Origin of the sequence: Microbacterium sp. NPDC056003, assembly GCF_042274785.1 — a bacterium.
Classification (GTDB): domain Bacteria; phylum Actinomycetota; class Actinomycetes; order Actinomycetales; family Microbacteriaceae; genus Microbacterium.
In genome coordinates, this window is sequence record NZ_JBHJXQ010000001.1 from 1,754,495 (window position 1) to 1,779,606 (window position 25,112).

Sequence of the window (25,112 nt, forward strand, 5' to 3'; positions counted from 1 at the left end):
GAGCGCTCGTCATCCTCGCCGGAGAGGGACACCTATCGCGCTCCGCCGCCGGATGCGTCGCCGGGGAGGTGACATGGTGGCACTTGTAGGTCGTGACGCCGAGCTTCTGCAGCTTCGCGGGTTGATCTCGCGAAGCGGCGCTCGAATCGTGTCGTTGTCCGGTACGGGTGGCGTGGGCAAGAGCGCACTGCTCGTGGAGCTGATGGCCACCGAGTCGAGGCAGGCGAACGTATGGACGGTGGATCTCAGCGAGGCCCCGCCCGCGTCGCGCCTGCTGGATGAGGTTGCCCGTGCCCTCGGTGTGCCTGCGGAGGCGGCGCGGAGTGGCGCTGAGCGGACCATTCCGCGCGCTCTGGCTAGCCTCATGGGCGGAGGTGCACGGGTTCTCGCTGTGGATCACGCCGATGCCTGCACCGTCGACGCGTCGCTCTTGGAGTTGCTGCGGTTGTGTTCCGAGCTCACGCTGATCGTGGCTTCGACACTGCCCCTGAGCGCGCCCGCGGAGCGCATCGCCCTGCAGTCGCTTGCCGTCCCTCCTGTCGGCGCCCCGCTCGCCGAGATCCTTCGTAGTCCTGCCGTGCGCCTGTTCACCGATCGTGCCGGCCAGGCGGACCCCCAGTTCGCGCTGGATGACGCCACAGCGGCATCGGTCGCGGAGATCTGTCGCCAGCTTGGCGGTCTGCCGTTGGCGATCGAACTTGCCGCAGCTCGCGCTCGACTGCTGCCACCTCGCGAACTCGTCCGCCGACTGGCGGAGGATTCCTCATCGGGTATGGCGCTCGACATTCTGAGCCCGCGGGCAACGGCCGGCGTCGTCGGTATTCGTGCGGCGCTGGCTGCGAACCGGGCGATGCTCACGACATCGCAGGATGCGCTGCTGCTCGCCCTTTCTCGGTTCCGGGGTCCGTTCCCGCTCGAAGCAGCCGCGCGTGTGTCCGGCCAGCGGCTCCTTGAGACTTTGGACGATCTCGACGTGCTCGTCGAGTTGAGGCTGGTCGAGCCGATGCACGAGGAGCCGGGAGAGCTGATCTTCCGAATGCTGCCGATGGTTCGCGCATTCGGTCGGGAGGTTTCCGCCGATTCGGACGCGGTCGAGGCGCGACGTCTCGCGTATCTTCGCGAACTGGTGCACGAGGCGGCGGAGGCGGCCTCATCGGCGAGCGCCTCTCCCGCTACCGACCACGCTCGGGCGCTTCGCTCGGACGTGGCGGACGCGTTGCGGTCCGAAGCGGCGGCAGACCTCAATGCGGCAGCGGAGTTCGCGACGGATTCCGCTGCCGTCATCGGAGACTTCGCCGAAGGCTCGACGGTCGGGGCGGTTCTCGACCGCATCATCGCGTCGGGGACTGTCGACCATCTGGAACGCCGACAGCAGGCGGCCGTGTGGCTGTGGGCGGCGAATTCCCTCGCACGTTCCCCGGAGGGGAGCGCGCAGCGCGAGCTGGTGGACGAGCGGCTGCGGCGCGGTATCGAGCTGGTGGATGATGCATCCTGGCCGTTCCTGGGCCTGCAGGCGCGATTGATTGCTGTCAGCAGTATCGGGACCACTGCGGATCCGACGATCGCGGCACGGGCAGCAGAGGAGGGGGTGCAGATCGCGCAGTCCGTCGGCGCGCAGGCATGGCTGGCCCGATTCGAGGTCTGGGGCGGCATCATCGCGTACTCGAGAGGTGGGATCGACGACGCCGCGGCCTTGGCTATCAGCGGCATGCAGCGTGGCAAGCGGATCGGCGACGCGCATGCGATCGCCGGAGCCACCGGACTCCTTCGCACGCTTCCTGCCGGTTCTCATGATCCTGGTGTGCCTGTGCCGAGCCTGGAGCAAGCCCTCGACCTCGCGCGTGTCGCGCACGACCTGACCGTCGAGACCTTCCTTCTCGCGGTGCTCAGCTGGGAAGCAATTCTCACCGGTCGGCCGGCTGAAGCCGCGCGGTGGTGCCTGGAGCGCCTCGCGCTGTCCACCCGGCGCGGGTGGACGATTCTCATGAGCCTTTCGCTCCTGCACGCAGCTCTCATCGCCGCGATGCTCAGCGACGAGCCGTTCGCCGCACGGATCCTCGGCGTGGTCCAGGCCGACCAGGATCGCCTCGACCGCTCGATGACTCCCGCGACGGAGCAGTTCTTCCGGGGCATCCTCGACAGACTTCGCGCCGGTCTCGGCGAGGAGACGTTCCTGCGGCTGTTGGCCGAAGGGAGCACAGTCTCGATGGTCGATGCCGCGAATCAGGCAACCACCTGGCTCAGCGCCAAGGTCGCCTCGACCGCGCCGCAGCCGGCAGAGGCTGCACCGACGATCACACCGCGAGAGAGGGAGGTGCTGGCGCTCCTGGCGGCGGGCCTGCGGAACAAGGAGATCGGGAGCCGGCTGAGCGTCTCTGCGAAGACCGTGATGCACCACTCGGTCGCGATCTACCGCAAGCTCGGCGTCCGGGGGCGCACCGAGGCCACGGCGTTCGCAATCCGCCATGGCCTCGTGGACGCGCCCTGACGCTGACTGATCAGCGGAACGTCAGCGTTCCACCCGTGCCATCGATGAACGTCATGACTCTCGTCACGCCACCGCCGAAGTCGATCCGGTACTGCTGATTCACCGACAGCCCAGGCAGCCAGCCGCCGTTCGACTGCAGTGAGAGCTGCGTGAGCTCGTCGTCGCCGGACAAGCCGGCGGCCACCTGAGTCCAAACCCCGTTGCGCATCTGTTGTATGGCCACTCCGCGCACGTACTGTCCCATGTCCGCTTCCTTTCCTGATGCTCCCGCCGTCAGTCGAAGTCCACGTACTTGATCTCGACCGACCAGCTCATGCCCCTGTCGAAGTCCGCCTCGAAGCCGGCCGCCAGGTAGCCCGTGCCAACGTCGCCGTTGACGTGCTTGCAGGTACCCCGCTGATCACGCGGCCAGCCGGATGAGATGCTCACGTGGACGATTCGAAGGTTGGGCTGACTCCACTCGCAACCCCTCGTGATCTTTCCGGATTCAGCCGTCCCACGCGCGGACAGGGTGGTCGTGTGCACCTCGACACCCTCGGGAACCTTTGTGGTGTCGCCGTGCTCACCGATCCCGATTGCGCCCCCGTCACGACCCGTGAGCTGGTTGGTGTGTCCTCGCAGGTGCGCGACGTTATCGAAGAAGTCCACAATCGCCTGCATCTTCGCCTCAAGCTTTTCCGCGCTGTCGAGGGGACCGGTCAGGGCCCCAGGATTCCGCCAGAGCTTCTGCCGCTCCGAGCCTGCCAGCGCTTCGATACCGTTGAGCTCCTTGTCGAACTGCGCTCGATAGTGCGCGGGCAAGGACGTGTGCAGTCGCCGGCAGTTCGCGAGCGTCGTCGTGAGGTCGGAGAGGTTCACCAGCGTGGTCGGCGGAACCTTGATCTCGCGAGGGAAGGTCGGCGCGAGAACACTGAGATGAGTCATCTCGGCAACGACGTATCCTCCTGCTGCGTTCTGCTTGAACCATTCGAAGAGCTCGCCCACCGCTGTGGGGGTCAGGCTGCTCTGCACGTCCTTGCCGCGGAGCGTCTTCGGTGCGGTTGCGCTTTCCTTCGCCGACGTGTGCTCGGCGAACACCATGATGCTCACCCCGGACGTCGCCGCCGTCTGCGTGAAAGCCGCACTGCCGTCCACGGAGAAGATGTCCCCGCCTTTGGCCTGCACTGCGGCTTCCACCTTGAGCAGGCTGCTCGAGTTCTGCGCGCTGAGAACATACATCGCATGGAACTCGGCGTGCCGGAGTCCTCCGCTGATGAAGTAGTCGCCGTATTGGGCTCGGAATGTGTCGATGCCGCCGGCAAGCAGCTGTGATGCTGCGGTCGAGAGCGCGAGGTTCTTGACCTCATCGAAGTCGTCCTGATCGCTGTACCACGAGATCAGGAGCGTCTCCTGCGTGCTCGAGTACTTCGCGTTGCTCAGGAAGCTCACGCTGGCGCTCATCTGCACCCCGTCCGCCTCGCCCGAGGCCTTCAACGAGCCTTTGACCTCCCGCTCGAAGTCTTCCTGAGAGCGCACGTAGCGTACGTACAACTTGCGCCCGCTGAGCGTCGACGGAGAACTGTCGACCGCCGACAAGGCAGACTGCATGGGCTTGTCTGCGAGGAAGTCGTATCCGCCGCCGAGCTTGAACCCTTTCTGCCAGCGCATGAACAGCTGCTGGTCCAGCTCTGTAGTTTCGTCGACTGCTTGAATTGTCATGGCATCCCTCCATCAACTCATTCCGGGCATGGCGTTCCGGATATAGTCGATGGTGGTCCTGGGAGGACGAAGCCGCATCGGGCAAATGCCCTATATGCGCCTGCGGAGAGGCATCACCCTAGCCGTGCGGGTCGAGGTGGTGCACCGCGTGTAGAGCGCTGATCCCCGCGATTCCGCGACCAGATCGCGCTGAACAGTGCACCACCCCGCCCAGGCGGCGTCCCTCACCACGCGACACCACTCCGCGGCCTGCTCAGGCGTGCGTTCGCTTGAGGCGCCGCACTCGGGCACTTCACCGGGCGGGGCGAGTGGGCGGACTGAGCCCGCGCCGTGAGGTGTCTCAAGGACGGGCGCGTCTGGACGCTAGCGGACCGGCTTGCGTTCCCTCCTACGGTTACGCATAGCGGGATGTCACGGGCGCTCGGGCGGCAGGCGACGCACGATAACATCGCGGGATAGCTGAGGGGCGCGGGAGTGACTGTGAAGCGCAGGTGGGGGCCGTCATCACGGGCAGCACGTGCGCGCTTGGTCTGGTTCGCTGGCCTACTTGTTGTAGTTGCCGTCGGCTCAGCGGCTCTAGTCTGGCTGCCGGATTGGCTCGTCAACGATCCAGTCGCCGCAACTCCGGCTCCGTCACCGACCGCGCTGGGTACCGCCGAACGTGTGGCCTCGGTAACGTCTGCACGAACCGCGGTTCTGTTCGCCGCTGGCGGGCTGCTCGCCGTTCTAACGCTCTACCTGACCGCCACTCGAGATGCGGCGGCTGCGGACAAGCTCGATCTCGACCGCGACGCCAACCGCACGGACCGTTACACCGACTCCGCCAAACTGTTGGGTGATGGCGCTGTGTCCGCCAGGGTAGCGGGCATTTACGCACTCGAGCGGCTCGCGAAGGACTCGAAGGACGACTGGCAGACCATCATCGACGTCTTGTCGGGGTTCCTGCGCGATCAGGCTCCCCGAATTGAGGGGCATGCGCGGGGACAATCGCCCATTCGCCCCACGGCCGATGTAGACGCCGCGATACGCGCGCTCGCCCGGCTGACGAGCGACCGTAGCTCGGAACACGCTATCTGGTTACGGGACCGCATGCCCGCTTACACGAGCCTGACTGGAGCGCGACTCGGAAAGGCGAACTTGCACAACACCGACCTCACTGAGGCGTACCTGATCAACGTCGACTTCGGTTCAACCGAGATCGGCGCTGCAGTGTTCACGGATGCAAACCTGAACGGAGCGGACTTGCGGTTCGTGCGGCAGGGCGAGCAAGAGCAGTTCTATGACATCTACGAGTTCGATTCCGCGACAAGATGGCCAGCGTCATTCAAGGTCGAGGCGATCGCCGATGCCGTCGCCCGGCGCAAACAAGAAGTCGAGCTGCAGCGCCAGACGAAACCCTGAGCCGACGGCCCCGGCCCGTTTCGTCGGCCAGCGGCCCGGCCCAGCCCTTCCCCGCACATCGCCGATTGACCCCCGAAACAACGCGCGAACGCGTTCGCTCATGGACCGATGTTCGGGCCGGTACAGATTGGACGCGGCATCACTCACTATCTTGGGTTGCATGACCCGCGTGTGGCTGACGGACTGGGAGTGGGCGTGCTGCGGTGACGCATTCGCGGTCGGCGACGAGGTCGACTTCGGCGTCGCCACGCGAACTCCGGATCCATCATTGGCTGAACTGCTCGGATCGGCACTGATCGCCACGGTGGACGCGGTCGAGTCGCACCACGAAGAAGAACTCACCGATCGAGTGCACGGCCGCGTGACAGACGTACACGCAGTCATGCACGAGGTCGAGGAGCGTCGGTCGTTGCGTCGTCCTGGTCACGGCGCTCCACCGGACGCGGTCATGCCCCCCGAGGGTGAGGAGTGGCCGATGGTACGCCGTGAGCTTGGCGGCGGGGTGTTCGCTGGCTCGCGCCCGTCGCGTTACGTTGTCGAGATCGTGCCTCGGCCCGGCACCGCCACGCTGGAGCCCGCCCGCGGCGTGGGGCTGACTTCGCAAGAAGTTGAACCCGCGCCACAGCCAGAAAGCAACAGCATCAACGATGCCCCCGGCGACCGGAGGGCTCGATCACTCGCCGGGTGGCTGGTCGACATCGACGACCGCTGAACGATCAGTTGTGACGCGCCGAGTGTCTGGATTTGGGGCGTTGCAGTCGCCGCGAGCGGCGGTGGCCGGGTCGGCTATGCGCACGACCCGACCACAGGGTCGGCTACTCGGCGCGGCGCATCCCGACGATGATGAGTGCGCACGCAGCGAGGGCGAGCGCGATGCCGATCACCGCACCGATGATCGCGCCAGCGCCGGTCTCCTCGGCGGGGAGGAGGAATGCGGGCAGCGCGGGCAGGATAGAAACGAGTTGCAGGGCGATGATCGCGATGCAGGGCCCGCGCCGGCCGTTCCAGGCGAACGCGACCATCGCGAGGGTTCCGAGGGCAACGCCACCTGAGACCACGGCGATGACGATGACGATCGGGTCCCACGCGCTGCCGTCGAATCCGACCATCAGTGCGGGAACGGCTCCGGCGACGGCGAGCAGCGTGGCGAGCACGAGGCCGATGCGAAGCGGCACGGCTCGGCGCAGCGGAGGGGATGCGGTGATTGAGGTCATGACGAACTCCTCTCGATGGGCGCCGGCATGTCCGGCTGAGACTCACGATCTCGTCCCCGCGTCGTCGGCGGCGCGGGGTCCGGACCCTGGGACGCGGGAACGGTCCAGGAAATCGTGCCCGGGACGTCTGGGGGCTGAACCCCAGATGCGGGGCGCGGTCAGCGGCAGAATGTGTCCATGTCAGACGCCGCGATCCGGGTCCTGGTCGCGGACGACCACCCCGTCGTCCGTGGTGGGCTCGCTGCGCTGCTGAGCACCCTCGACGGTGTCGAGGTGGTGGCGGAGGCCGGCGATGGCGCTGCCGCGTGCCGGGAGGCGCTGGTTATGCGCCCCGATGTCGCGATCGTCGACCTTCGGATGCCGGTGCTGGATGGCGTGGAGACCACGCGACGCCTGACGGCTGATCTCCCCGGCGTCGCCGTGATCATCCTCACGATGTTCGACGAGGACGAGGAGATCGCGGATGCTCTCGCGGCCGGAGCACGGGGGTATCTGCTCAAAGGCGCTCAACCCGACGAGATCGATCGCGCGGTGCGCACTGTGGCTGCCGGGGGCGCTGTGCTGTCACCTCAAGTCGCCTCGCGCGTGCTGGGCGGATCGCTGCGACGGTCCGCGGCCGACCCGTTCCCGCAGCTGACGACGCGGGAACGTGAAGTACTCGACCTCATCGCGAGTGGTGCACCCAATCATGCGATCGGGGAGCGGCTCGGGATTGCGGCGAAGACCGTCGGCAATCACATCTCAGCGATCTTCCTCAAGCTCGGCATCGCGACACGGGCAGAAGCGATCGTGATGGCCCGCGAGGGCGGGCTCGGCCGATGATCGCCCGACGCGTGGGCCTTGTGCTCGCCACGGTCCTGAGTGTGCTGGGCACCGCCCCTGCTCTTGACATCGCACCGGATTCCTCAGGCTCGATCGTTCTGCCTATTGCGGCGGCGGTTTTGTCGATTGGGATCTCCGTCGCGACGCTCGTTCTCCTTGTCCCAGCTTGGCGGGGAGGTTCGCGGGCGTGCCTGACAATTGCTGTGCTGCAGCTGGTCGGCATCCTGACTGCAATGCCCGCGTTCTTCGCCCCCGCCGAGGTCGTACCCGCCGGCGCCGTCGTCTTCGCTGCTCTGGGCTCGCTCCTGAACGTGACGGCATTCGCGCTCATCCTCGTCGATCAGTCGACCGTACTCGTCTACTCGGCAGCGATCATCATCGTCGTCGCCATCTACGCGGGAGCCGTCGCCGTCGTCTCCCTGCTAGTACCCCCGGGCGTGGAACGGACCGTGCAGACCGTCGCCGCGATCGGGATCGCACTGCTCTTCCAACCGGTCGTCGGACTGCTCCGCCGCACCGTAGGTCGCACCTTGTACGGAGGGCGTGACGATCCGGCCGGGACCGCGCGACGTGTCCGGCAACGACATGACGGGTCCGAAGCAGGGGTCGCTGCTGCCGTCGCCGAAACGGCCGAGCTGCTGCGTCTCCCTGGCCTGACCCTGGTCGTCGATGGCAAGGTGGTCGCGATCGCGCGGCGCACAGCAGCGGACGTCCGCGAAGTCGAGGTCCCCATCTCGACCGACGGTTCGCTCGCATTGCGCGTCGTCCTTCGCCCCGGCGAGAGGGCGCTGCACGCCGACGACCGCGCCGCGCTCGAACTCGTCGCGCTACCGCTCGCGCTGCTGGCACGCGAGGCAGACCTGTCGGAGCAGCTCCGTGACGCCCGCGCCGCCACAGTGGAATCACGGGAGTGGGAGCGCGTGACCCTTCACCGCGATCTCCACGACGGACTCGGACCCCTCCTCACAGGAGCGGCGTTCCGCGCGGATGCCGCGCGCAACCTACTCCGCTCGCACCCCGACGCCGTCGATGCCCAACTCGAGGTCGTCCAGGCCGACCTGCGTACCGCGCTCGAGGAAGTGCGGCGCGTGGTCGACGGGCTGCGGCCGATCGAACTTCAGGACCGCGGCCTCTGGGATGCGTTGGCACGACGCGCCGACCGCGTCGGAGCCGACCTCGATGTGCCCGACCCGCCTCCTGTTCTCACCGCGGCGGGCCAAGTCGCGGTGTATCGCATCGTAAGCGAAGCGCTGACCAACGCCGACCGCCACGGACACGGCTCGCCCACCGACGTCAGCGCCACCCTCACCCCCGACGGCGCCCTCCACCTCGTCGTACAGAACCCGTTCGCGGAGGACACCCCGCGCGGCGACAACGCGCGCGCACCCGGCGGCAGCACATCGGCGCCCGCCCGCCCGGGAATCGGCGTTGCATCAATCCACGCCCGAGCGGAGGAACTCGGCGGATCAGCCACCATTGGCTCCGACGGGCACGGGCTTTGGCGAGTAACCGTCCACCTGCCACCATCGGTCATCGGCACCGAGCCGTCACCCACCCCGCGTCATCGGGGCGCGGTGGATCGTGCTTGACCAAATCAGTCCTGACTCACCAGCACCTTCCGCAGCACCCGCATCAGGTGACAACTCGCACTTGGTGCGCACGCAGAGGGATCGCTTAGGCGGCCCGCGTCGCGACCCTTGCCGCCTGCGAGACCCGCTACGACGCTACGACGCTACGACGCGATGACGGCGAGGATGTCAGCTCCCCCGCTACGGTCACCGAACGTCCGCGGCGCCGCGGCGGGGGTTTCGAACACCGCCCGTCGCGGGGGCACGTCGGTGGCCGGCTCAGCTCGAGCGACGTGCGCGCCCCTGGTAGCAGAACCGGAAGACAATCGAGAAAGCGCTTTACCTTTCGGCCCCGTTGAGATTTGCTGTCTCAAACGGGCGACGATGCCTCAAGGGGTGGATGCGGTGACGCAAATAAACACCCCACTCGACTGAACGGAGATCCTCGATGCGTCTTGGTCACGGCGGTCGACTGGCGATCGCGGCGCTAGTCGGCTTCATTGTCGCGGGTGGGGTGGGTGGCGGCGTCGCCGCTTATGCCACGCAAACGAGTGACAGCGTCAGCTTCTATAACGGCGATTACTGCGCCAAGGTGCAAACCATCAGTAACAATGACACGCCGGAACGAGCGCAGACGAATGTGAGGGCCACCACGGCCTGCATCTACAACACCGCCAAGACAGTCGCGAGCGGCTATCTCGGATCAAACGCGGCACTCAAGAAGACCAGCGGTGCGGTGTGCCGATCTATTGGAACGAGCTATACGACTGCGACGGCCTCGGGACACACGAGTAACGCCTACTGGACATCGTCTGCGTGCGGTACAAGCGTTCAACTGCAGGCGACTGGGACCGGATACGCATATAACGGCTCGGGGTACACCACGAAGTACAGTGCCGCACCGTTCCAGGTCTACCCGTAAAGGAGCGTGGATTCATGAAGCGGAACCGTGTCATCGCTGTCGCGGTAGTGGGATCGACCATTGTTGTTGGAGCCGTAGTCGGATCACTCGCGGGGATCGCGTTGTCGGCAACCCCACAGATTGCGTCCGCGGAGACGGGCGAATCGTCGGCCATTGTAGACAGCTATGCAACGAACGCGACTGGCCTGACTTTCGGAGAGTTCGGGGTTGGTTTGAAGTCGGATCCCGGCGCGCATCCGGATCTCATCTTGGTGGTCGCGACTAACGGCGTGGAGGGGTACGCGTATTACGACGCCGTCTTCGGCCCGACTGCAACATCCCTCGATGAGGCTAAGCGACAGTCCAACGTAGACCTCAAGGAGACCGTCGTCCCCGTTTATCTTGAGGACGGCAAGACACAGGTCGGTGAGTACGTTGCCAATGGGGGATCCCGATAAGTCGAGCGGCTCCGACTGGTGCACCCGAACAGGATGACATCGGCGAAGCAGCGGAGCGGCTCGGAGTTGCGCCCACGATAGCGCGGACGTGCTGCGGGTGCCCTGTGTCTCTGCATGAAACCTCGGCGCCGTCGGCGAGCTGAGTCGCCCCCCCAGCCTGGGATGCTGGTGGCCCACCCGCGGTCGAGCCTCATGGTTGGAGCGATGACGAGCTTGGAGCGCTCGGACACCTGCCGACGTCGCCGTGCTGTCCCAGCGGTCGGACGGCGATCTGCGCTTCCTCATCACGATCTGGGGCGTGCGCGTCGGCGACGCCCTCTGCGCGCCCGCGAAGTCCCTCCTTCGTGGCGTGCCCGAATGGGGATCCCTCGCCCGTATGAGGGATCGCGGGGTGTGCCCTACTGGGTGGGAGACCCGGCTTCGATACCCCGATCGCGGCTGGCGTCGCGTTTGGCGAGCGCACCGGCCAACGCCATCACGGCGATCGCGATGGCGACGCCGATCAGCGTGAAGAGTATCCGGAGGCTTTCATTGGTGAGGTTCGTCGGATCAGAGATGTCCAGCGCGATGAGGGCGGTCCCGGCAATGCCGGCAGTGTACAGGGCGTAATTCGCGGTTCTGAATGCCCCGCCCACCAGCGCGAGCAGCACCATCGCGCCTGCCAAAACGTACTTCTGATCGACCGTTAGCAAGAGGACGATGGCGACGACGGCGCCCAGCGCGGTACCTACCACCCGCTGCGTCGCGGCCAGTCTCGATTGCTGGGCGTTGGGCTTCATCGCGACCTGGGCCGCAAGCGGCATCCAATCGGCGTAGGGCAGCTGGAAGCCGAACGCGATCGCTACCGCCCCTGACACCGCCAGGGTGCGCAGCACCGCGTAGACCACGACCGGCTTGGTGAGCGCGCTGCCCGTCGTGTCGGTGGGGAGTTCGGCCACGAGCGGAGCCCGCTCGGGGCGGCGACGCACCGCCGAGACGATTGAGCTCAGCACGAACCACGCTGCGGCGCCGGCCAGCCAGGCAAGTGCCTGCAGCCAGGGGTTGAGCGTGATCCCGGCCGCCCCGAATCCCGGCGGGAGGGATATCGCGATGAGGAACCAGGCCGTCAGCAGCGACCCGGTGACGAATCGGCGCACTCCGAACCGGATCACCAGCCCGGTCGCAAGCGTGATCACCACGGTCGACAGGGTGACGAGCACCCAGCCGGCACTGCCGACCGCGATAGCCCATGCGGTCACTATGGCACCGATGACGCCGAAGACCGCGGTATAGGTCGCGCGCGTGGCGAGCCGACCCCCGGGATCGCCGAGCCCGACGAAGAGTACGCCGAACGACACGCTCAGCCAGTAGACATCCTGACCGACGAGCGCTAGAAGGACGAGCGGGATGAAAATCGCGATCGCGACCGTCAGCCCCAGCGACCAGTTCAGTTTGGACTTGTCGAAGCCGAAGACCTCGGCGAGCTTCATGATGACCCCGTTCTGCGGCGGTGCGCCACCCACCGAAGTCTCGATGTCGGCTGGCATCCGCGCCGTCGCTCGGCCTTGAGCCGGCGATCGACCCCACCCCTCCGTGTCGATCAGGCATCAGTATAGGACCCCGATTTTCCGGGCCGACATGGCCAGAGACTTGCGATGCCCGCATGTCCGCGTCCGGCAACGAACCGAAATGCGCGCTGGCGGCCCCGCCTCCGAGCAACGCCCGGTAAGGGATGCCGCTCGCGCGTGGGCTGGACTCGTCGGAAGGTTTCCGCGCGCGCTTGTCTGTGCCAGGCAGTACAGCTGGCATCGCAGGCTTACGAGCGCACTTGTGCACTCAGTCCGGCGGTACGCGATAGAGCTTCTGCTCGTCGTGGGCAGTGATCCACACGGCACCGTCGGCGGCCACGGCGATGCCGCCACTGCCTTCCGAGGGGAGGAGCCGCTTCGTCACCGAGTTCGAGGCCGGGTCGATCTTGATGCCCAGGTATGCGTTGGCCTGCATCCACACAGTCGTGGGTGTCGCGACGATATCGCCGCCTTGAACGCGGCTGGGGCTGGCGGCGATCGTTGCGATGACCTCGTCGGTGCGTGGGTCGACGCGGGCGACCTCTCCGAGTTGGTTCATAATCCAGACGGCGTCGGGCCCGATGGTCAGGAAGGTCGAGCTGCGGCTGAGCGGGATGTGGGCTTGGAGTTCGCCGCTGGCGGGGTCGTACCGGTCGACCCCGCCGATGGGGCGGGTGACCCAGACCGAGCCGAACCCGCCTCGCGCGGCGGCGACGGCGTCTTGGCCGGCGTCGATGGAGTGAGTGATGGCCCCGGATTCCGGGTCGAGACCGAGCACCTTCCATCGTCGGCCGTCCGTCGCGCCCGCGATGATGACCCAGACCGCGTCGTCGGTGACACCGATCGACGATTCCGGCGGGATCCCTGGCTCCGGCAGCGGGAATCGCTCTACCGCCGCGGTGGCGGCGTCGACCTTGAGAAGCGTTGTCGCGTTCCCTCCTGCCCGTGCCTCGCTGGCCCAGATGGCACCATGCCCGAACTCCATCGCCGCCCAGACCTCGCCGGTCTGGACAGTCATCACCGGTTCCATGTCTGCGTTGTTCGCCACGATGCCGGGGTCGACGCCGGAAACCCATACGAGGTCGCCGGAGGACATCGGAAGTCGGCGAACGGCTCGACCATGATCGAGCGACCGCCGAGCTCTTGGATATGCATGGTCTGTACGGAGTCCGCGCCTCCAGTAGGTGAAACTGAGGACTGCGGCGTCGTCGCGATGCTGGCACACGCCACGGCGCACGCGGCCGCGGCGAGGATGACGACTGCGGCGCCTTGACGGTGCATGGTCAAAGACCTTTCTAGTGAGTAGCCGCTGGTGCAGCGCTTGAGAGCGAATTCGGGCGAGGAAGCATCTCGTCCAAGCGCCCCAATTGCAGCAGAAGGGCGAACCTGTCCGGAATTCCCCAGTGCTCGACGATGCGGCCGCCGACGACCCGCGCCACATCGATTACCGAGAAGCGCACCGCGCGCCCGGTGGGTGGGCCGAGGAATGGGCCGGTGTTCGTGCCGACCGCCTCCGCGCGAAGCCACACGGTCTCTCCGTGTTGGCTCCAGTCGGCCACCGTGAACACCAGGTCAGGCATTCCCCGGTGCACCTGTTCGATGGCCTCCTTGACTTTGACGATGGCCGGTGCACCGGTTCCGGACACCCCAAGTTGATGCTCGACGAGTTGCGGATCGCAAAGTTGGTCGACAACGGCCGTATCGCCTGCTCCGAACCCTTCTCGGAGCATGCGCTCCACGATCCGGACATCCGGTGGCAGCGTCTCTACGTTCATCCTTCCTCCTGCAGTTATAACGCATTCAATGCAGTACCTCTGCATCCATTGCACTTGTAGTGTGAGACCTGTGACCCACGCTGTCAATACCCCTCGCAAGTCGTACCGGCAGGAGCAGGCGGATGCCACGAGGGTTCGGATCGCTGACGCTGCGCAGGCCCTGTTCGCTGCGGGCGGCTATTCGGCGACGAGCATGGAAGCCATCGCGCGCAAGGCGGGGGTCGCCAACCGCACCGTGTATGCATCGTTCGGCACCAAACGGGAGATTCTGAACGTGATCTGCGAGCGCTGGCTTCAGCGCGCTCGCGCGCGTGACCTCGCGCGTGAAGTTCTCGCCTACCCCGCACCCGTAGATCGCTTACGCGGAGCGGCGAGATGGCTCAGCACGCTGTATTCCACGGACTTCGACGTCGTCCGCATCCTGGACGCGGCGATGGATGAGGACGAACCCACGCGTGAACTCCTCCGCTCGAAACTCCGCGGACGCAATCGCGTCATGGATACCCTCATCGCGTCGATCGCAGACCATCTGAGACTGCCTCTTTCGGACGCACAAGCTGTCTTTCGCGCCTACGCCGCGCCCGGCGTGTACGGCGAACTGGTTCACGAGTCCAACTGGCCGGTCGCCCGCTTCGAGTCCTGGCTATCCGACACTCTCGTCGCCCAACTGCTCGTCGACGCGGGCTAAGCTGATGCCCGAGCCGCGGCGGATACAGTCCCACCTGCCGGCGGACTTTCCGCACGTACGAGGCGCGCCGCGAAGCATCGTCGCTCATCCGCGCTCCGCCCGCTGAGGGATCGTGCCTGAAGGAAAGCGGGTCACCTGATCCCGCCATTGCTCGTACCGCGGGGGTGCCCGCTCACCGTCGAGTTGCCCCATACGATCGATCGCGTGCGTGGACAAACTCGTGCCGCCGGCGGCGCGCTACTTGTTGGGAGCGGATTGACAGCGCTCTTCGGTGAGCCTGCAGCGGTCATCGCTGGCTTTCGGTACTGGCCTCAGGCGGGCGTCGCCGTCTTAGCGATCGGGCTCGCACTGTTCGTTTGGGGCAGTGTTGTCCAGCGCCGAGAGCAGATATTGCTTTCCGGGCTCGCGGATAGCGATGCCGTACGCGTCGAGATAGAGAGGACGAAAGGACGCCTCGCGCTCCTTGAGTATCGAAGCCACGGCGACCTAGGGCTGAACAGCTTCAGAGGCATTGACCGACAGATCGTCAAGCAGAAGGCGCGTCTGGCGCTACTCGAGACGACGCTTGAGATTGCGGTCGGTCGCGAGGCGCAAGACAGGACACGGTAGGAGCGATTCGGTCACCCGGCGCCAGAAGTCGCGTTGACCGGCGACCCGCAACCGGTAGGGACCGCAATCGCGCGAGAGCGCGCGGGCGACAATGCCCGTATCGGGCACAGGTCCGGTTAGGGTGACCCGCCCAGGGCCCCCTCTGGCGGAGTGTTCGGTGCAGGCGGGCAGGGCCCCCGTCCGCCGGCACCGCAGGATCAGGTCAGGTCGCGGAAGAACGTGTGGATGTCGCTCGCGAGCAGCTCCGGCTCCTCCATCGCCGGGAAGTGGCCGCCCTCGGCGAAATCGCTCCAGTGGGCGGCCGCACTCCACGGGTCCATCGTGCGGCGTACGAGCGGGTGGCTGTCGAACACCGCCCATCCGGCAGGCACCTCGGGCGCCATGCTCAGCTCGAGCGGCGTGTGCGCCCCCTCGTAGTAGAACTGCGCACTCGACTCACCACTGCGGGTGAACCAGTACAGGCTCACGTTCGTGAGCAGCTGGTCGCGGTCGACCGTCTCGTCCGGCGTGGAGCCGGTGTTGTCGGGCAACCGGAACCTCTCGACGATCCACGCGAGTTGCGCGACCGGCGAGTCGGTCAGCGCGGGGCCGATCGTGTCAGGGCGATGGTTCTGCATCTCCAGGTATCCGCGACCGGCGGCGGCTTCTGCCTGGATCGCTTCGAGCTGAGCGACTTCCTCGGCGGACAGGCCGTCGGGAAGCGGGAACAGCGTGCCGACCAGCCCGAGCACGACGCGATCGCTGCCGTAGTGCGTGCCGATGACACGGTGCGGGTGGACCCCCGCGATTCGGCCCATGATGCCGGTACCGAGATCGGTGGCGTGAAGAGCGAAGCGCGCGTATCCGAGGCGCGTCATGATCTCGGCGTATGCGTCGCCCGTCCGCCCGATCTCCCAGCCGGTCGCCGACAGCGGGGTCGAAAACCCGAATCCAGGCGGCGACGGGATCACCAGGTGAAACTGGTCGGCCAGCAGCGGGATCAGCAGCTGGTACTCGACGAACGAGCCCGGCCAGCCGTGGTTGAGCAGCAGCGCGGTCGCTTCGGGGTTGACCGACCTGGCGTGCACGACGTGGAATGTCTGACCGTCGACCACGGTCGTGAACTGCTCATAGGCATTGAGCTTCGCCTCCTCCGCCCGCCAGTCGTACCCGTCGCGCCAGTACTCCGCGAGCTCTGTGAGATAAGAGAGAGGGATGCCGCGGCTGAAGTCGCGGCGATCATCGCGACCGGGTACGGCGAAAGGCCAGCGCGCGCCGGCCAGCCGCGTGCCCAGATCGTCGAGGTCAGCTTGTGGGATGTCGATACGGAAGGGTGTGAGTGCGGCGTGTGTGTTCATACGTCCGACCCTTCCGGCAATTGCGGCAGACTTCCTTCCGCGATTGCTGAGATCATCGAGGCATGTGGGAGACGTCGGCGCGCCTGCTCGAGCTGCTGTCCCTGCTCCAGCTCAAACGAGATTGGACCAGCGCCGAGCTCGGCGACCGGCTCGGCGTCAGCGCGAGAACGGTCCGCGCCGACATCGGCAAGCTGCGGTCGCTCGGCTACCCGATCGACGCGCGCCCCGGCGTCGCGGGCGGATACCGGCTCGCGGCCGGAACCACCATGCCACCGCTGCTGCTGGACGACGACGAGGCCGTCGCCGTCGCGGTCGGCCTCGGCGCGGTCGCGGCGTGGAGATTCGGCATCGAAGAGACCTCACTCACCGCGCTCGCGAAGCTCGAACAGGTGATGCCGTCGCACCTGCGCCGCCGTGTCGAAGCGATCCGCGAGACCACGAGCATCGTGCCCGGAACCATTCCTCCGCTCGACATCTCGGCACTCGGCGCCGTCGCCACGGCGATCCGCGGGCACGAGCGCCTGCGGTTCGGGTACACCAAACCCGGCTCCACTCAACAAGCACGCCATGTCGAGCCGCAGCGGCTGCTGAGCTGGGGGCCGTTCTGGTACCTGTTCGCCTGGGATCTCGACCGCGAGGACTGGCGCGTCTTCCGCATCGACCGCATGACCGCACACCCACCCACCGGCGCCCGGTTCCGGGCCCGGGTGATCGCTGAAGAGGCTGTCGTCCGGCACGTCGTCCGGCGCATCATCGAAGCGGGGTGGAAGTACCGCGCCCGCTTGCTCGTGCACGCCCCGGCGGCCACGGTCGCGGCGAAGCTCGTCATCCCGATCGACATCGAACCCATCGACGCGCACACATGCCGCGTCGACATAGGTTCTGACGACCCGGATGCGCTCGCGCTCTGGCTGACCCAACTCGGCACCGACATCGAAGTGATCGAGGGCGACGAACTCAGGGCCGCGTTCGCTCGCCTCACCAGCAGGTTCCTTCGGGCAGCCGCAGGCACAGACGCCATCCCCACTCTGCAGCCGGGCCAGGTACTCACAATCAACCCGTAGCCCGGCGTACCGAGGCGTGGATGCCGGCCACGCAGTCGCCGATTCGACTTCTCACTGCAGCCGGCGACCGGTGGACTCGAGCAACATGAGCGAGGTGCTGCAGCGCGGCGATGATTGCGGCGTTTGACGCAGCCGTTTCCCTATGGAGGGAGGGTTCGGTTACGCTCGCGAGGTGTCCACGCCCCCATTCCGCGCCGATGTCGTCGGCAGCTTCCTCCGCCCAGCCGAGCTCGCCGCCGCACGCCGACGATTCGCGGCCGGTGACATCGACGCCGAGGCTCTGCGCATCGCGGAAGACACGGCGATCACCGAACTGGTGGCACGGGAGGCCGACGCCGGGCTGGCGCTCGCGACCGACGGCGAGTTCCGGCGCGCGTGGTGGCACTTCGACTTCTTCGGCTTCCTCGACGGGGTCGAGATCGTCGAGCTCGACCACGGCATCCAGTTCCAGGGAGTCCAGACCAAGCCTCACGGCATCGAGGTCACCGGCAAGATCGGCTTCAGCGACACCCATCCGTTCCTCGATCACTTCCGCTCGCTCAAGGACGTGCTCGAGCGCACCACGGGAGCTGTGCCGAAGTTCAGCATCCCCGCGCCGACCGTGCTCGACTTCCGCCTCGAGCCCGACCACATCGCCGCGTCGGCGTACGACGGGCGGGAAGACATCGTCGACGACCTGGTCGCGGCCTACCGCGGCGCCCTCGCCGCGTTCTACGCAGCCGGTGCCCGCTATCTGCAGTTCGACGACACCGCGTGGGCCTATCTCTGCTCGGAGGTCGAGCTCGAGAAGGCGCGGGAGCGCGGCATCCGCACCGACGGCATCGCCGAGCGGTACGCCGGCATCCTCAACCGCATCCTCGACGGCAAGCCCGACGATCTCGTCGTCACCACTCACGTCTGCCGCGGCAACTTCCGCTCCACCTGGATCTCGTCGGGCGGGTACGAACCGGTCGCCGAACAGCTGCTCGGCAACACGGGCTACGACGGCTACTTCCTCGAGTACGACAGCGAACGGGCCGGCGGGTTCGAGCCGCTGCGGTTCCTCCCCGAGGGCGACAAGACGGTCGTGCTGGGGCTCATCACGTCGAAGACCGGCGACCTGGAAGACGTCGATGCCGTCACGCAGCGCATCGACGAGGCATCCGCGTTCGCCCCTCTCGACCAGCTCGCTCTCAGCCCGCAGTGCGGGTTCGCCTCGACGGAGGAGGGCAACCTCCTCACCGAAGAGGAGCAGTGGGCGAAGGTGCGCGAGGTCGTCGACATCGCCGCCGACGTCTGGCGCTGACTCCAGCCGCTGAATCCGGCAACTGAATCCAGTCGCTGAATCCGGGCGCTCATGGTCGCTGCGGCCTGGGATGATGAACACCATGACCGGGGTCGACGAGCAGCCGGCGGGTAAAGGCATCCGGCGCGCTTCACCCGTGCGGCAGGTGCTGACACTCTTCGGCGACTACTGGTGGCACGTCGACGAGGGGCTTCCGACCGGGGCGCTCGTCGCGGTGCTCGGCGACCTGGGCCTGAAGGAAGCGGCGGCCCGCGCCACGCTGACACGGATGGTGCGCAACGGCCTGCTCTCGGCGGAGCGAAGCGGGCGTCGCACCGCGCATCGGCTGACCGCGCGCGCGTCCGCGATCGTTGACGAAGAGGCCGCGTGGCTCGACTCGTTCGGCGTCGAGGAGCAGCCATGGGACGGCCTGTGGAGTGTGCTCGCCTTCTCGATCCCCGAGTCGCAACGGGCGGTGCGCCACCTCGCCCGGTCTCGCCTGCGCTGGCTGGGATTCATGCCGCTGTACGACGGAGTGTGGATCTCGCCCCGCAATCACGCCGCCGACGCGATGGCCCAGCTGCGTGAGCTCGATGTGCGGGACGTGACCTCGATGCGCGCGAGCGTCGAGACCTCGATCGCCGGGGGCCCGCAGGCCGCGTGGGATCTTGCCTCGATCGCCGACGAGTATCGCTCGTTCGCGGCAGCCGTCGCCGCGGTCGATCAGTCCGCGACACCCGCGGCTGCCCTTGCCGAGCGCACCCGCCTCATGCTGCGCTGGCAGGCGTTCCGCCTTCTCGACAACGCGATTCCGAGGGAACTCGTCCCCGAGGATTGGCCTCGCACCGCCACACGCCGGCAGTGGGTCGGTCATTACAACGCGATGGGCGCGCCCGCCGAGCAGCGCGTCCGCGCAGAGATCACCCCCATCTCGATCGAGCTCGCCGAGCGGGTGACCGTTCGCCGGTTGCGCCCCTGACGCGCCCCGCCCGGCGTCCGGGAGCCGATGCCGACGCCGCCGGATCAATACTTGAAGTTTTGTTGCCGATCGTCACGGCAAGTTCTACTCTGGGCGCGTGGCGGCGACGCAGCCGACGCTCGAGACAACGGTGTCTACGGAGGGTGAGATGAACAGGTTCAGGAAGAATGTGCTCGCGCTAGGGGTGTCAGCCGCAGCCGGCGCGCTCATCGCCGGGCTGCTCGTGCCGGTGGCGGCCACGGCCGCGCCGCGGGTGTCGATCGAGGTACTGTCGGGGCGCGCCGACAGTGTGACCGGCGGCGACGCCCTGATCGCCGTCGCCGGCGCAAAGGCCGACGACCGCGTCTTCGCCGCCGGAGTCGAGGTGACGGACGCGTTCCAGCTGCTCGACGGAGCCCGCGTGGGCCTGGTCGACGGACTCCCGATCGGCGTCAGCGAGATTCAGGTCGTGCGCAAGCACGGCGGGAAGGTGCAGGCCTCCATCGAGATCGAGAACCACCCGGTCACCGGTCCGGTGTTCTCAGGTCCGCAGCATCCGATGTACTGCACAGCGAGTGCGGCACCCTGGAATCTCGGGGCGGTCGACGAAGACTGCCACGTCGCGACGCCCGTCGTCACCTACCGCTACCGCACGACCGCCGGCCAGTTCGCGGACTATCCCGTCGACGGATCCACCCCCGGAAACCTCGCCACCACGACTGTCGACGGCGCAACCGTCCCCTACATCGTGCGCGTCGAGCGCGGCACCATCAACCGTGCCGTCTACGAGACCGCCGTGCTGCACGCTCCCGGCACCGCAGCCCCGGCGCCCGGGGCGGCCGGCCCGGGCTGGAACGGCAAGCTCGCCTACACCTTCGGCGGCGCATGCGGCGTCGGGTACTGGCAGGGCACCAGCACCGGCGGCGTGCAGAACGACCTGTTCCTGAGTCGCGGCTATGCCGTGGCATCCGCCACCCTCAACGTCTACGCACAGAACTGCAACGACGTCACCAGCGCCGAGACCGCGATGATGGTCAAGGAGCACGTCATCGAGCAGCTCGGCCCTGTCGAGTACACCATCGGCTCGGGCGGTTCGGCCGGCACGATGCAGCAGCTGCTGCTGTCGAACAACTACCCGGGCATCATCGACGGCGTCCTCGGCGAGATCGGCTATCCCGACGAGCGCTCGACGACGATCGGCGGCCACGACTGTCGCGGGCTGCTGAACTACTGGAACTCGCCGGCGGGCGCGGGGTGGACCGACGCGCAGAAGGTCGCGGTGACCGGCCACGCCGTTCCCGGCACCTGCTTCGGCTTCACGTTCTTCGACGGCGTCGACGACCCCAACCGGGGCTGCGCGGCGGCGATCCCCGTCGCCGACCGCTGGTCGCCGACCAACCCCGACGGTCTGCGCTGCACGATCGCCGACATGGTGAAGAACGTGTACGGGACGGATGCCGAGGGCCGCGGTCTGCGCGTCGAGCCGGACAACGTCGGCGTGCAGTACGGCTGGAACGCCCTGCAGAGCGGTGCGATCACCGCCGAGCAGTTCGTCTCGCTCAACGAGCAGATCGGCGGCATGGGCATCGACGGCAACCGCACCGTCGAGCGCTCCGAGGCGAGCATCGAGGCGATCGAGCGGGCCTACGCCACCGGACGCGTCAACATGATGACGGGTGGCCTCGGGTGGACGCCGGTGATCGAGATCCGCAATTACACCGACCCGACCGGCGACTTCCACGAGCGCTACCGCTCGGCCATCATCCGGGAGCGGATGCTCGCCGCCTACGGCGACGCCGGCACCCACGTCAACTGGACGGGTGCCAACATCGGCGCGAACACCAACCAGATGCGCGTCCAGGCTCTCGACAAGCTGGAGCAGTGGCTCGACGCCATCGAGGCCGCCGGCGGCCCCGAAGACCGTGCGCGCACCATCGCCGCGCGGCCGGCGGATCTGACCGACGGATGCTTCGACTCCCAGATGACGTTCATCGAAGAGACCCTCGACTACGACGACCCGACGAGTACGTGCAACACGCTGTACCCGTATCACTCGCAGCCGCGGGCCGAAGCGGGCATGCCGCTCATCGCCGATGGACTGAAGTGTCAGCTGACCGAGCCGGCGCGCGCCGACTACCCCGAGCTGAGCGACGAGCAGTGGACGCGCCTGCTGGCCACGTTCCCGTCGGGCGTCTGCGACTGGGACGAGCGTCCGCAGGGCTACGCCGAGCTCGAGGGCACCTGGCTCGACTTCGGAGACACCGAACCGGCCGATGTGTCGATCCCGAAGATCACCGGATCGGCGCGGGTCGGTTCTCCGCTCACGGCCTCGGCGGCCTCCTCCACGGCGGGCGCGACGCTGTCGTACCAGTGGCTCGCGGACGCCGCGGTCATCGATGGTGCGACAGGCGCGACGTTCACCCCGGGCATCGAGCTCGTCGGCGCGACGATCTCGGTGCGGGTGACGGCAGCCGCGGAAGGATTCGTGGCCGTCAGCCGCGTGTCGGGCGGCACCGCCAGGGTCGCCTTGGCGACCGTGCCGGTGATCGAGGGCACTCCCGTGGTCGGGGCGCGGCTGAAGGCCGTGACCGGTGACTGGACTCCCGGCGCCCGCCTCACCTACCGGTGGTTCGCCGACGGCAAGCCGCTGCGCGGCGAGACGAAGGCGACCCTGCACGTGCGAGCGACGATGATCGGCGACCGGATCACCGTCGAGGTGACAGGCAGCCTGCGCGGGTATCAGACGGTTTCGTCGACCTCGGAGCCGACGCTCAAGGTGGCACTGGCGACACCGCCGCTCGTCATCGGCTCGCCGATCGTCGGTGCGAAGGTGATCGCGCTCCCGCTGCTGTGGACGCCCGGCACGTCATTCACCTACCAGTGGCTTCGCGACGGGGTGCCGATCGCGGCCGCCACCGAGCGGACGTACCGCCTGACGCGCGACGACCGCCGGACCGAGATCACGGTCGCGGTCACGGGCACCAAGGAGGGATACCCCGCGGTGACCCTCGAATCGCGGCACGGCGTCAAGGTCCGCTGACCCGGCAGCACACGCAGGGGCGGGCTCTCGACCCGGGGGCCCGCCCTCGGCGTGTGTGAGCGGCGGCGCGTCAAACGCTCGGGACGAACAAGGGTTTCGGGGCCCCGGGTGCGCTCGAAGTACCCGAATCTCCCGCGCGTTTCACGCGGGGCCGCGGAGCCGCTACGGGTGGACGCGGTCGACGAGCGCCAGGCCGCGCCGGGCCCAGGCGATCTCGCCGCGGGCACGATCGACGAGACCCTCGTAGGCGAAGCGCTTGTAGGCGATGGTGCGCTCGCGATCGGCATCGGCGGTCACGGCGAGACGCCGGATCAGCATGGGGTTCGTGACCGCGTCGATGCGCTCGAGCTCCTGCTCCCACTGGGCGAGCTCACCCTCCCACTGCGCGATGTGGCGCTCGAGGAACGCGCGCGCAGCTTCGGGGGTGGTGGTCTCCAGATACGCGGCCCGCAAGTGCGAGGGGTCGCGCACCCGCTGGTAGTCCAGCGGTGAGGCCATCCACTCGACGAACGCCCGGTCGCCGGCATCCGTCACGTGATACAGGCGCCGCGTGCCGCGCTCGCCGCGCGGCTGCTCCTCGCCCTCGACGAGACCGAGCTGCTCCATCTTGCGCAGCTCGGGGTAGATCTGCGAGTCGGGAGCATGCCACACGTGACCGACCGACTGATGGAACTGCTTCTGCAGGTCGTAGCCCGACAGCGGGCCGACCCGCAGGATCGCCAGCAGCGCGTATCGCAGACTCATGGGCGCTCCTCTCTCCCCGAGCGTACCGACAGAGGGAGCCCGCCCTGTCAGGACGGACCCCCTCTGGTCGACCGGGCCTGGGGCTGTCTCAGGCCGACTCGCGGTACCCGGTCCGCCAGCCGCCGTGGTAGCTCTGGCGTGCGACGGTCGAGTAGGGCACCGGCGACACGACCGCCCGCACCTCGAGCTGCCGGTGCGGCTCGACCGAGGCCTTCGTCGTGCCGCCGTCGGGCTCACCCCACACGACCGTCACCTCGGCGCCCTCGGGGACATCGGGGGCGACCGTCGCGAGCGACAGCGCACGCTTCTCGTTGGCGCTGTACCCGGTGAACATCGAGAACCCGACGACGCTGCCGTCGGCGTCCGTCACCGAGTCGTAATTCGCCGACCCGTAGTTCGCCAGCGGAAGGTCGAAGAACTTGTAGCTGTCGCCCTCGACATCAAACAGCGAGGCGAAGATCCTGGTGACGTCCTCGGCGTTCCATGCGAGAGTCACCTTTCGCCGCTGCGTCGCCGGGTCGATCTTCTCGAGCGCGTCGCGACCGATGAAGTCGTGGTCGAACTTGACGAACGATCCGTAGCCGAGCTCCCACGGCGTCAGGTAGTAGTCCGAGATGTCGTCCGAGACGAACGAGCCCGCAAGGGTGCCCGTCGCCTCGTAGCTGTCGACGCCGAGCCACTCGCGGTAGCCGCGTTCGGCCTCGCCCGAGTAGATCGCCGGCAGCGGCGACGGGATCCAGCCCGACTCGAGGGTGTTCGAGGGATACGCGCGCGAGCCCACCGGCACGAGGCCGAACTCGGCGCCCGCCTCGACGATGAGGTCGCGCACGCGGTGGTGGTGCTCGTACGGTCCCCAGATCTCGAGGCCCGGAGCACCGGCCATGCCGTGGCGCAGGGTGCGCACGCGCGCCCCGCCGAGCTGCATCTCCGACATGCTGAAGAACTTCAGCTGCTCGAGCGGCCCTCCGTTGAGCTTCTCGATGACCTGCCACGCAGTCGGTCCCTGGATCTGGAACCGGTAGTACCGACGTGCGACGGCATCGCCGTAGGGCCGCGAGGGCGAGCGGCGGTCCACGGTGAGGTCGAGGTTCGCGTAGCCCCCGGTCTCGGCGTGGTACATCAGCCAGTTCGACGCCGGGGCGCGGCCGACGTAGACGTACTCGTCTTCGGCTTCGTGGAACAGGATGCCGTCGCCCACGACGTGCCCCGACGCCGTCGTCGGCACGTACTGCTTGGCGCGGTTCACCGGGAACGTCGCCACCGAGTTGATCGCCGTGTCGGAGATCAGCTTGATGGCGTCGGAGCCCTTCAAGAACACGTTGTCCATGTGGTGGGACTGGTCGTAGAGGACGGATGCCTCGCGCCAGGCCCGCTGCTCCTTGATCCAGTTCTGGAAGTCGGCGGGGACCACCGGGTAGATGTACGAGCCGATCTGCGAGTTGCGCAGCATCTCGACGGGGTTTCGCCCGTCGATGAGCTCTTGCAGATTCTGAGCCATGAGGAACCTCTCTGTTCGTTGGGATTCTGTTCTTCGGG

Annotated in this window: 21 protein-coding genes; 12 read left to right on the forward strand and 9 right to left on the reverse strand. The window is 67.4% G+C overall.

Going from position 1 to position 25,112, the window contains the following annotated elements; translation table 11 throughout:
* Window positions 1-73: 73 nt before the first annotated feature.
* The gene (locus ACFC1W_RS08000) at window positions 74-2,488 is read left to right on the forward strand and encodes a LuxR C-terminal-related transcriptional regulator (protein WP_375991461.1); all 2,415 of its coding nucleotides are present in this window, start codon (window positions 74-76) and stop codon (window positions 2,486-2,488) included.
* A 10-nt stretch (window positions 2,489-2,498) separates the two neighbouring features.
* Here ACFC1W_RS08000 and ACFC1W_RS08005 read toward each other — a convergent pair whose 3' ends face one another.
* Together ACFC1W_RS08005 and ACFC1W_RS08010 are read right to left on the reverse strand one after the other, a co-directional pair.
* Window positions 2,499-2,732, reverse strand: coding sequence for a hypothetical protein (locus ACFC1W_RS08005; protein ID WP_241112509.1), 234 nt, complete (start codon window positions 2,730-2,732; stop codon window positions 2,499-2,501).
* 29 nt (window positions 2,733-2,761) lie between these two features.
* Window positions 2,762-4,186, reverse strand: a complete 1,425-nt coding sequence (locus ACFC1W_RS08010) for a hypothetical protein (RefSeq protein WP_375990747.1) — start codon at window positions 4,184-4,186, stop codon at window positions 2,762-2,764.
* Window positions 4,187-4,849: 663 nt separating this feature from the next.
* Between ACFC1W_RS08010 and ACFC1W_RS08015 the strand changes: the two genes are divergently transcribed.
* Window positions 4,850-5,587: a pentapeptide repeat-containing protein gene (locus ACFC1W_RS08015; protein WP_375990750.1), complete on the forward strand. Its 738-nt coding sequence runs from the start codon at window positions 4,850-4,852 to the stop codon at window positions 5,585-5,587.
* A 160-nt stretch (window positions 5,588-5,747) separates the two neighbouring features.
* Complete coding sequence (locus ACFC1W_RS08020; RefSeq protein WP_375990753.1) at window positions 5,748-6,299, forward strand: DUF6578 domain-containing protein; 552 nt, start codon at window positions 5,748-5,750, stop codon at window positions 6,297-6,299.
* 103 nt (window positions 6,300-6,402) lie between these two features.
* Here the strand turns inward: ACFC1W_RS08020 and ACFC1W_RS08025 are convergent, their stop codons facing one another.
* Window positions 6,403-6,801: a hypothetical protein gene (locus ACFC1W_RS08025; protein ID WP_239279550.1), complete on the reverse strand. Its 399-nt coding sequence runs from the start codon at window positions 6,799-6,801 to the stop codon at window positions 6,403-6,405.
* Between the two features lie 177 nt (window positions 6,802-6,978).
* Here ACFC1W_RS08025 and ACFC1W_RS08030 point away from each other — a divergent pair, with 177 nt between their 5' ends.
* From ACFC1W_RS08030 to ACFC1W_RS08040, 3 genes are all read left to right on the forward strand, one after another.
* The gene (locus ACFC1W_RS08030; protein WP_239279551.1) at window positions 6,979-7,623 is read left to right on the forward strand and encodes a response regulator transcription factor; all 645 of its coding nucleotides are present in this window, start codon (window positions 6,979-6,981) and stop codon (window positions 7,621-7,623) included.
* 203 nt (window positions 7,624-7,826) lie between these two features.
* Window positions 7,827-9,212, forward strand: a complete 1,386-nt coding sequence (locus ACFC1W_RS08035; protein ID WP_375990757.1) for a sensor histidine kinase — start codon at window positions 7,827-7,829, stop codon at window positions 9,210-9,212.
* Window positions 9,213-10,127: 915 nt separating this feature from the next.
* Window positions 10,128-10,550 (forward strand): hypothetical protein, encoded by a 423-nt coding sequence (locus ACFC1W_RS08040; protein ID WP_375990760.1) that lies wholly within the window; start codon window positions 10,128-10,130, stop codon window positions 10,548-10,550.
* A gap of 398 nt (window positions 10,551-10,948) precedes the next feature.
* Here ACFC1W_RS08040 and ACFC1W_RS08045 read toward each other — a convergent pair whose 3' ends face one another.
* The 3 genes from ACFC1W_RS08045 to ACFC1W_RS08055 form a co-directional block, all read right to left on the reverse strand.
* Window positions 10,949-12,076, reverse strand: a complete 1,128-nt coding sequence (locus ACFC1W_RS08045; protein ID WP_375990763.1) for an FUSC family protein — start codon at window positions 12,074-12,076, stop codon at window positions 10,949-10,951.
* Between the two features lie 289 nt (window positions 12,077-12,365).
* Window positions 12,366-13,115 (reverse strand): hypothetical protein, encoded by a 750-nt coding sequence (locus ACFC1W_RS08050; protein WP_375990766.1) that lies wholly within the window; start codon window positions 13,113-13,115, stop codon window positions 12,366-12,368.
* A 277-nt stretch (window positions 13,116-13,392) separates the two neighbouring features.
* Window positions 13,393-13,872, reverse strand: coding sequence for an ester cyclase (locus ACFC1W_RS08055; RefSeq protein ID WP_375990768.1), 480 nt, complete (start codon window positions 13,870-13,872; stop codon window positions 13,393-13,395).
* Window positions 13,873-13,942: 70 nt separating this feature from the next.
* On the opposite strand from ACFC1W_RS08055, the gene ACFC1W_RS08060 reads away from it, so the two are divergent.
* Complete coding sequence (locus ACFC1W_RS08060) at window positions 13,943-14,560, forward strand: TetR/AcrR family transcriptional regulator (protein WP_375990770.1); 618 nt, start codon at window positions 13,943-13,945, stop codon at window positions 14,558-14,560.
* 255 nt (window positions 14,561-14,815) lie between these two features.
* The gene (locus ACFC1W_RS08065; protein ID WP_375990772.1) at window positions 14,816-15,169 is read left to right on the forward strand and encodes a hypothetical protein; all 354 of its coding nucleotides are present in this window, start codon (window positions 14,816-14,818) and stop codon (window positions 15,167-15,169) included.
* 197 nt (window positions 15,170-15,366) lie between these two features.
* Here the strand turns inward: ACFC1W_RS08065 and ACFC1W_RS08070 are convergent, their stop codons facing one another.
* Window positions 15,367-16,506 carry an epoxide hydrolase family protein gene (locus ACFC1W_RS08070; RefSeq protein ID WP_375990775.1) on the reverse strand — a complete coding sequence of 380 codons (1,140 nt, stop codon included), beginning with the start codon at window positions 16,504-16,506 and terminating at the stop codon, window positions 15,367-15,369.
* A gap of 62 nt (window positions 16,507-16,568) precedes the next feature.
* Between ACFC1W_RS08070 and ACFC1W_RS08075 the strand changes: the two genes are divergently transcribed.
* The 4 genes from ACFC1W_RS08075 (at window position 16,569) to ACFC1W_RS08090 (ending at window position 22,832) form a co-directional block, all read left to right on the forward strand.
* On the forward strand, window positions 16,569-17,570 hold the full coding sequence (locus tag ACFC1W_RS08075) for a helix-turn-helix transcriptional regulator (RefSeq protein ID WP_375990778.1): 1,002 nt from the start codon (window positions 16,569-16,571) through the stop codon (window positions 17,568-17,570).
* A gap of 172 nt (window positions 17,571-17,742) precedes the next feature.
* Complete coding sequence (locus ACFC1W_RS08080) at window positions 17,743-18,855, forward strand: 5-methyltetrahydropteroyltriglutamate--homocysteine S-methyltransferase (RefSeq protein ID WP_375990781.1); 1,113 nt, start codon at window positions 17,743-17,745, stop codon at window positions 18,853-18,855.
* An 82-nt stretch (window positions 18,856-18,937) separates the two neighbouring features.
* The gene (locus ACFC1W_RS08085) at window positions 18,938-19,813 is read left to right on the forward strand and encodes a PaaX family transcriptional regulator C-terminal domain-containing protein (RefSeq protein ID WP_375990783.1); all 876 of its coding nucleotides are present in this window, start codon (window positions 18,938-18,940) and stop codon (window positions 19,811-19,813) included.
* Between the two features lie 148 nt (window positions 19,814-19,961).
* Window positions 19,962-22,832: a DUF6351 family protein gene (locus tag ACFC1W_RS08090; protein ID WP_375990785.1), complete on the forward strand. Its 2,871-nt coding sequence runs from the start codon at window positions 19,962-19,964 to the stop codon at window positions 22,830-22,832.
* A gap of 162 nt (window positions 22,833-22,994) precedes the next feature.
* Here the strand turns inward: ACFC1W_RS08090 and ACFC1W_RS08095 are convergent, their stop codons facing one another.
* Together ACFC1W_RS08095 and ACFC1W_RS08100 are read right to left on the reverse strand one after the other, a co-directional pair.
* Window positions 22,995-23,576, reverse strand: coding sequence for a PadR family transcriptional regulator (locus ACFC1W_RS08095; protein WP_375990787.1), 582 nt, complete (start codon window positions 23,574-23,576; stop codon window positions 22,995-22,997).
* Between the two features lie 88 nt (window positions 23,577-23,664).
* The gene (locus ACFC1W_RS08100; RefSeq protein ID WP_375990789.1) at window positions 23,665-25,074 is read right to left on the reverse strand and encodes an aminomethyl transferase family protein; all 1,410 of its coding nucleotides are present in this window, start codon (window positions 25,072-25,074) and stop codon (window positions 23,665-23,667) included.
* Window positions 25,075-25,112 lie beyond the last annotated feature (38 nt).

Bases quoted from the DNA above. Each gene is read 5' to 3' on its own strand.
- ACFC1W_RS08000 (WP_375991461.1), top strand. From the start codon at position 74: ATGGTGGCACTTGTAGGTCGTGACGCCGAGCTTCTGCAGCTTCGCGGG.
- ACFC1W_RS08005 (WP_241112509.1), bottom strand. From the start codon at position 2,732: ATGGGACAGTACGTGCGCGGAGTGGCCATACAACAGATGCGCAACGGG.
- ACFC1W_RS08010 (WP_375990747.1), bottom strand. From the start codon at position 4,186: ATGACAATTCAAGCAGTCGACGAAACTACAGAGCTGGACCAGCAGCTG.
- ACFC1W_RS08020 (WP_375990753.1), top strand. From the start codon at position 5,748: ATGACCCGCGTGTGGCTGACGGACTGGGAGTGGGCGTGCTGCGGTGAC.
- ACFC1W_RS08025 (WP_239279550.1), bottom strand. From the start codon at position 6,801: ATGACCTCAATCACCGCATCCCCTCCGCTGCGCCGAGCCGTGCCGCTT.
- ACFC1W_RS08030 (WP_239279551.1), top strand. From the start codon at position 6,979: ATGTCAGACGCCGCGATCCGGGTCCTGGTCGCGGACGACCACCCCGTC.
- ACFC1W_RS08040 (WP_375990760.1), top strand. From the start codon at position 10,128: ATGAAGCGGAACCGTGTCATCGCTGTCGCGGTAGTGGGATCGACCATT.
- ACFC1W_RS08045 (WP_375990763.1), bottom strand. From the start codon at position 12,076: ATGCCAGCCGACATCGAGACTTCGGTGGGTGGCGCACCGCCGCAGAAC.
- ACFC1W_RS08050 (WP_375990766.1), bottom strand. From the start codon at position 13,115: ATGACTGTCCAGACCGGCGAGGTCTGGGCGGCGATGGAGTTCGGGCAT.
- ACFC1W_RS08055 (WP_375990768.1), bottom strand. From the start codon at position 13,872: ATGAACGTAGAGACGCTGCCACCGGATGTCCGGATCGTGGAGCGCATG.
- ACFC1W_RS08070 (WP_375990775.1), bottom strand. From the start codon at position 16,506: ATGAACACACACGCCGCACTCACACCCTTCCGTATCGACATCCCACAA.
- ACFC1W_RS08075 (WP_375990778.1), top strand. From the start codon at position 16,569: ATGTGGGAGACGTCGGCGCGCCTGCTCGAGCTGCTGTCCCTGCTCCAG.
- ACFC1W_RS08085 (WP_375990783.1), top strand. From the start codon at position 18,938: ATGACCGGGGTCGACGAGCAGCCGGCGGGTAAAGGCATCCGGCGCGCT.
- ACFC1W_RS08090 (WP_375990785.1), top strand. From the start codon at position 19,962: ATGAACAGGTTCAGGAAGAATGTGCTCGCGCTAGGGGTGTCAGCCGCA.
- ACFC1W_RS08095 (WP_375990787.1), bottom strand. From the start codon at position 23,576: ATGAGTCTGCGATACGCGCTGCTGGCGATCCTGCGGGTCGGCCCGCTG.
- ACFC1W_RS08100 (WP_375990789.1), bottom strand. From the start codon at position 25,074: ATGGCTCAGAATCTGCAAGAGCTCATCGACGGGCGAAACCCCGTCGAG.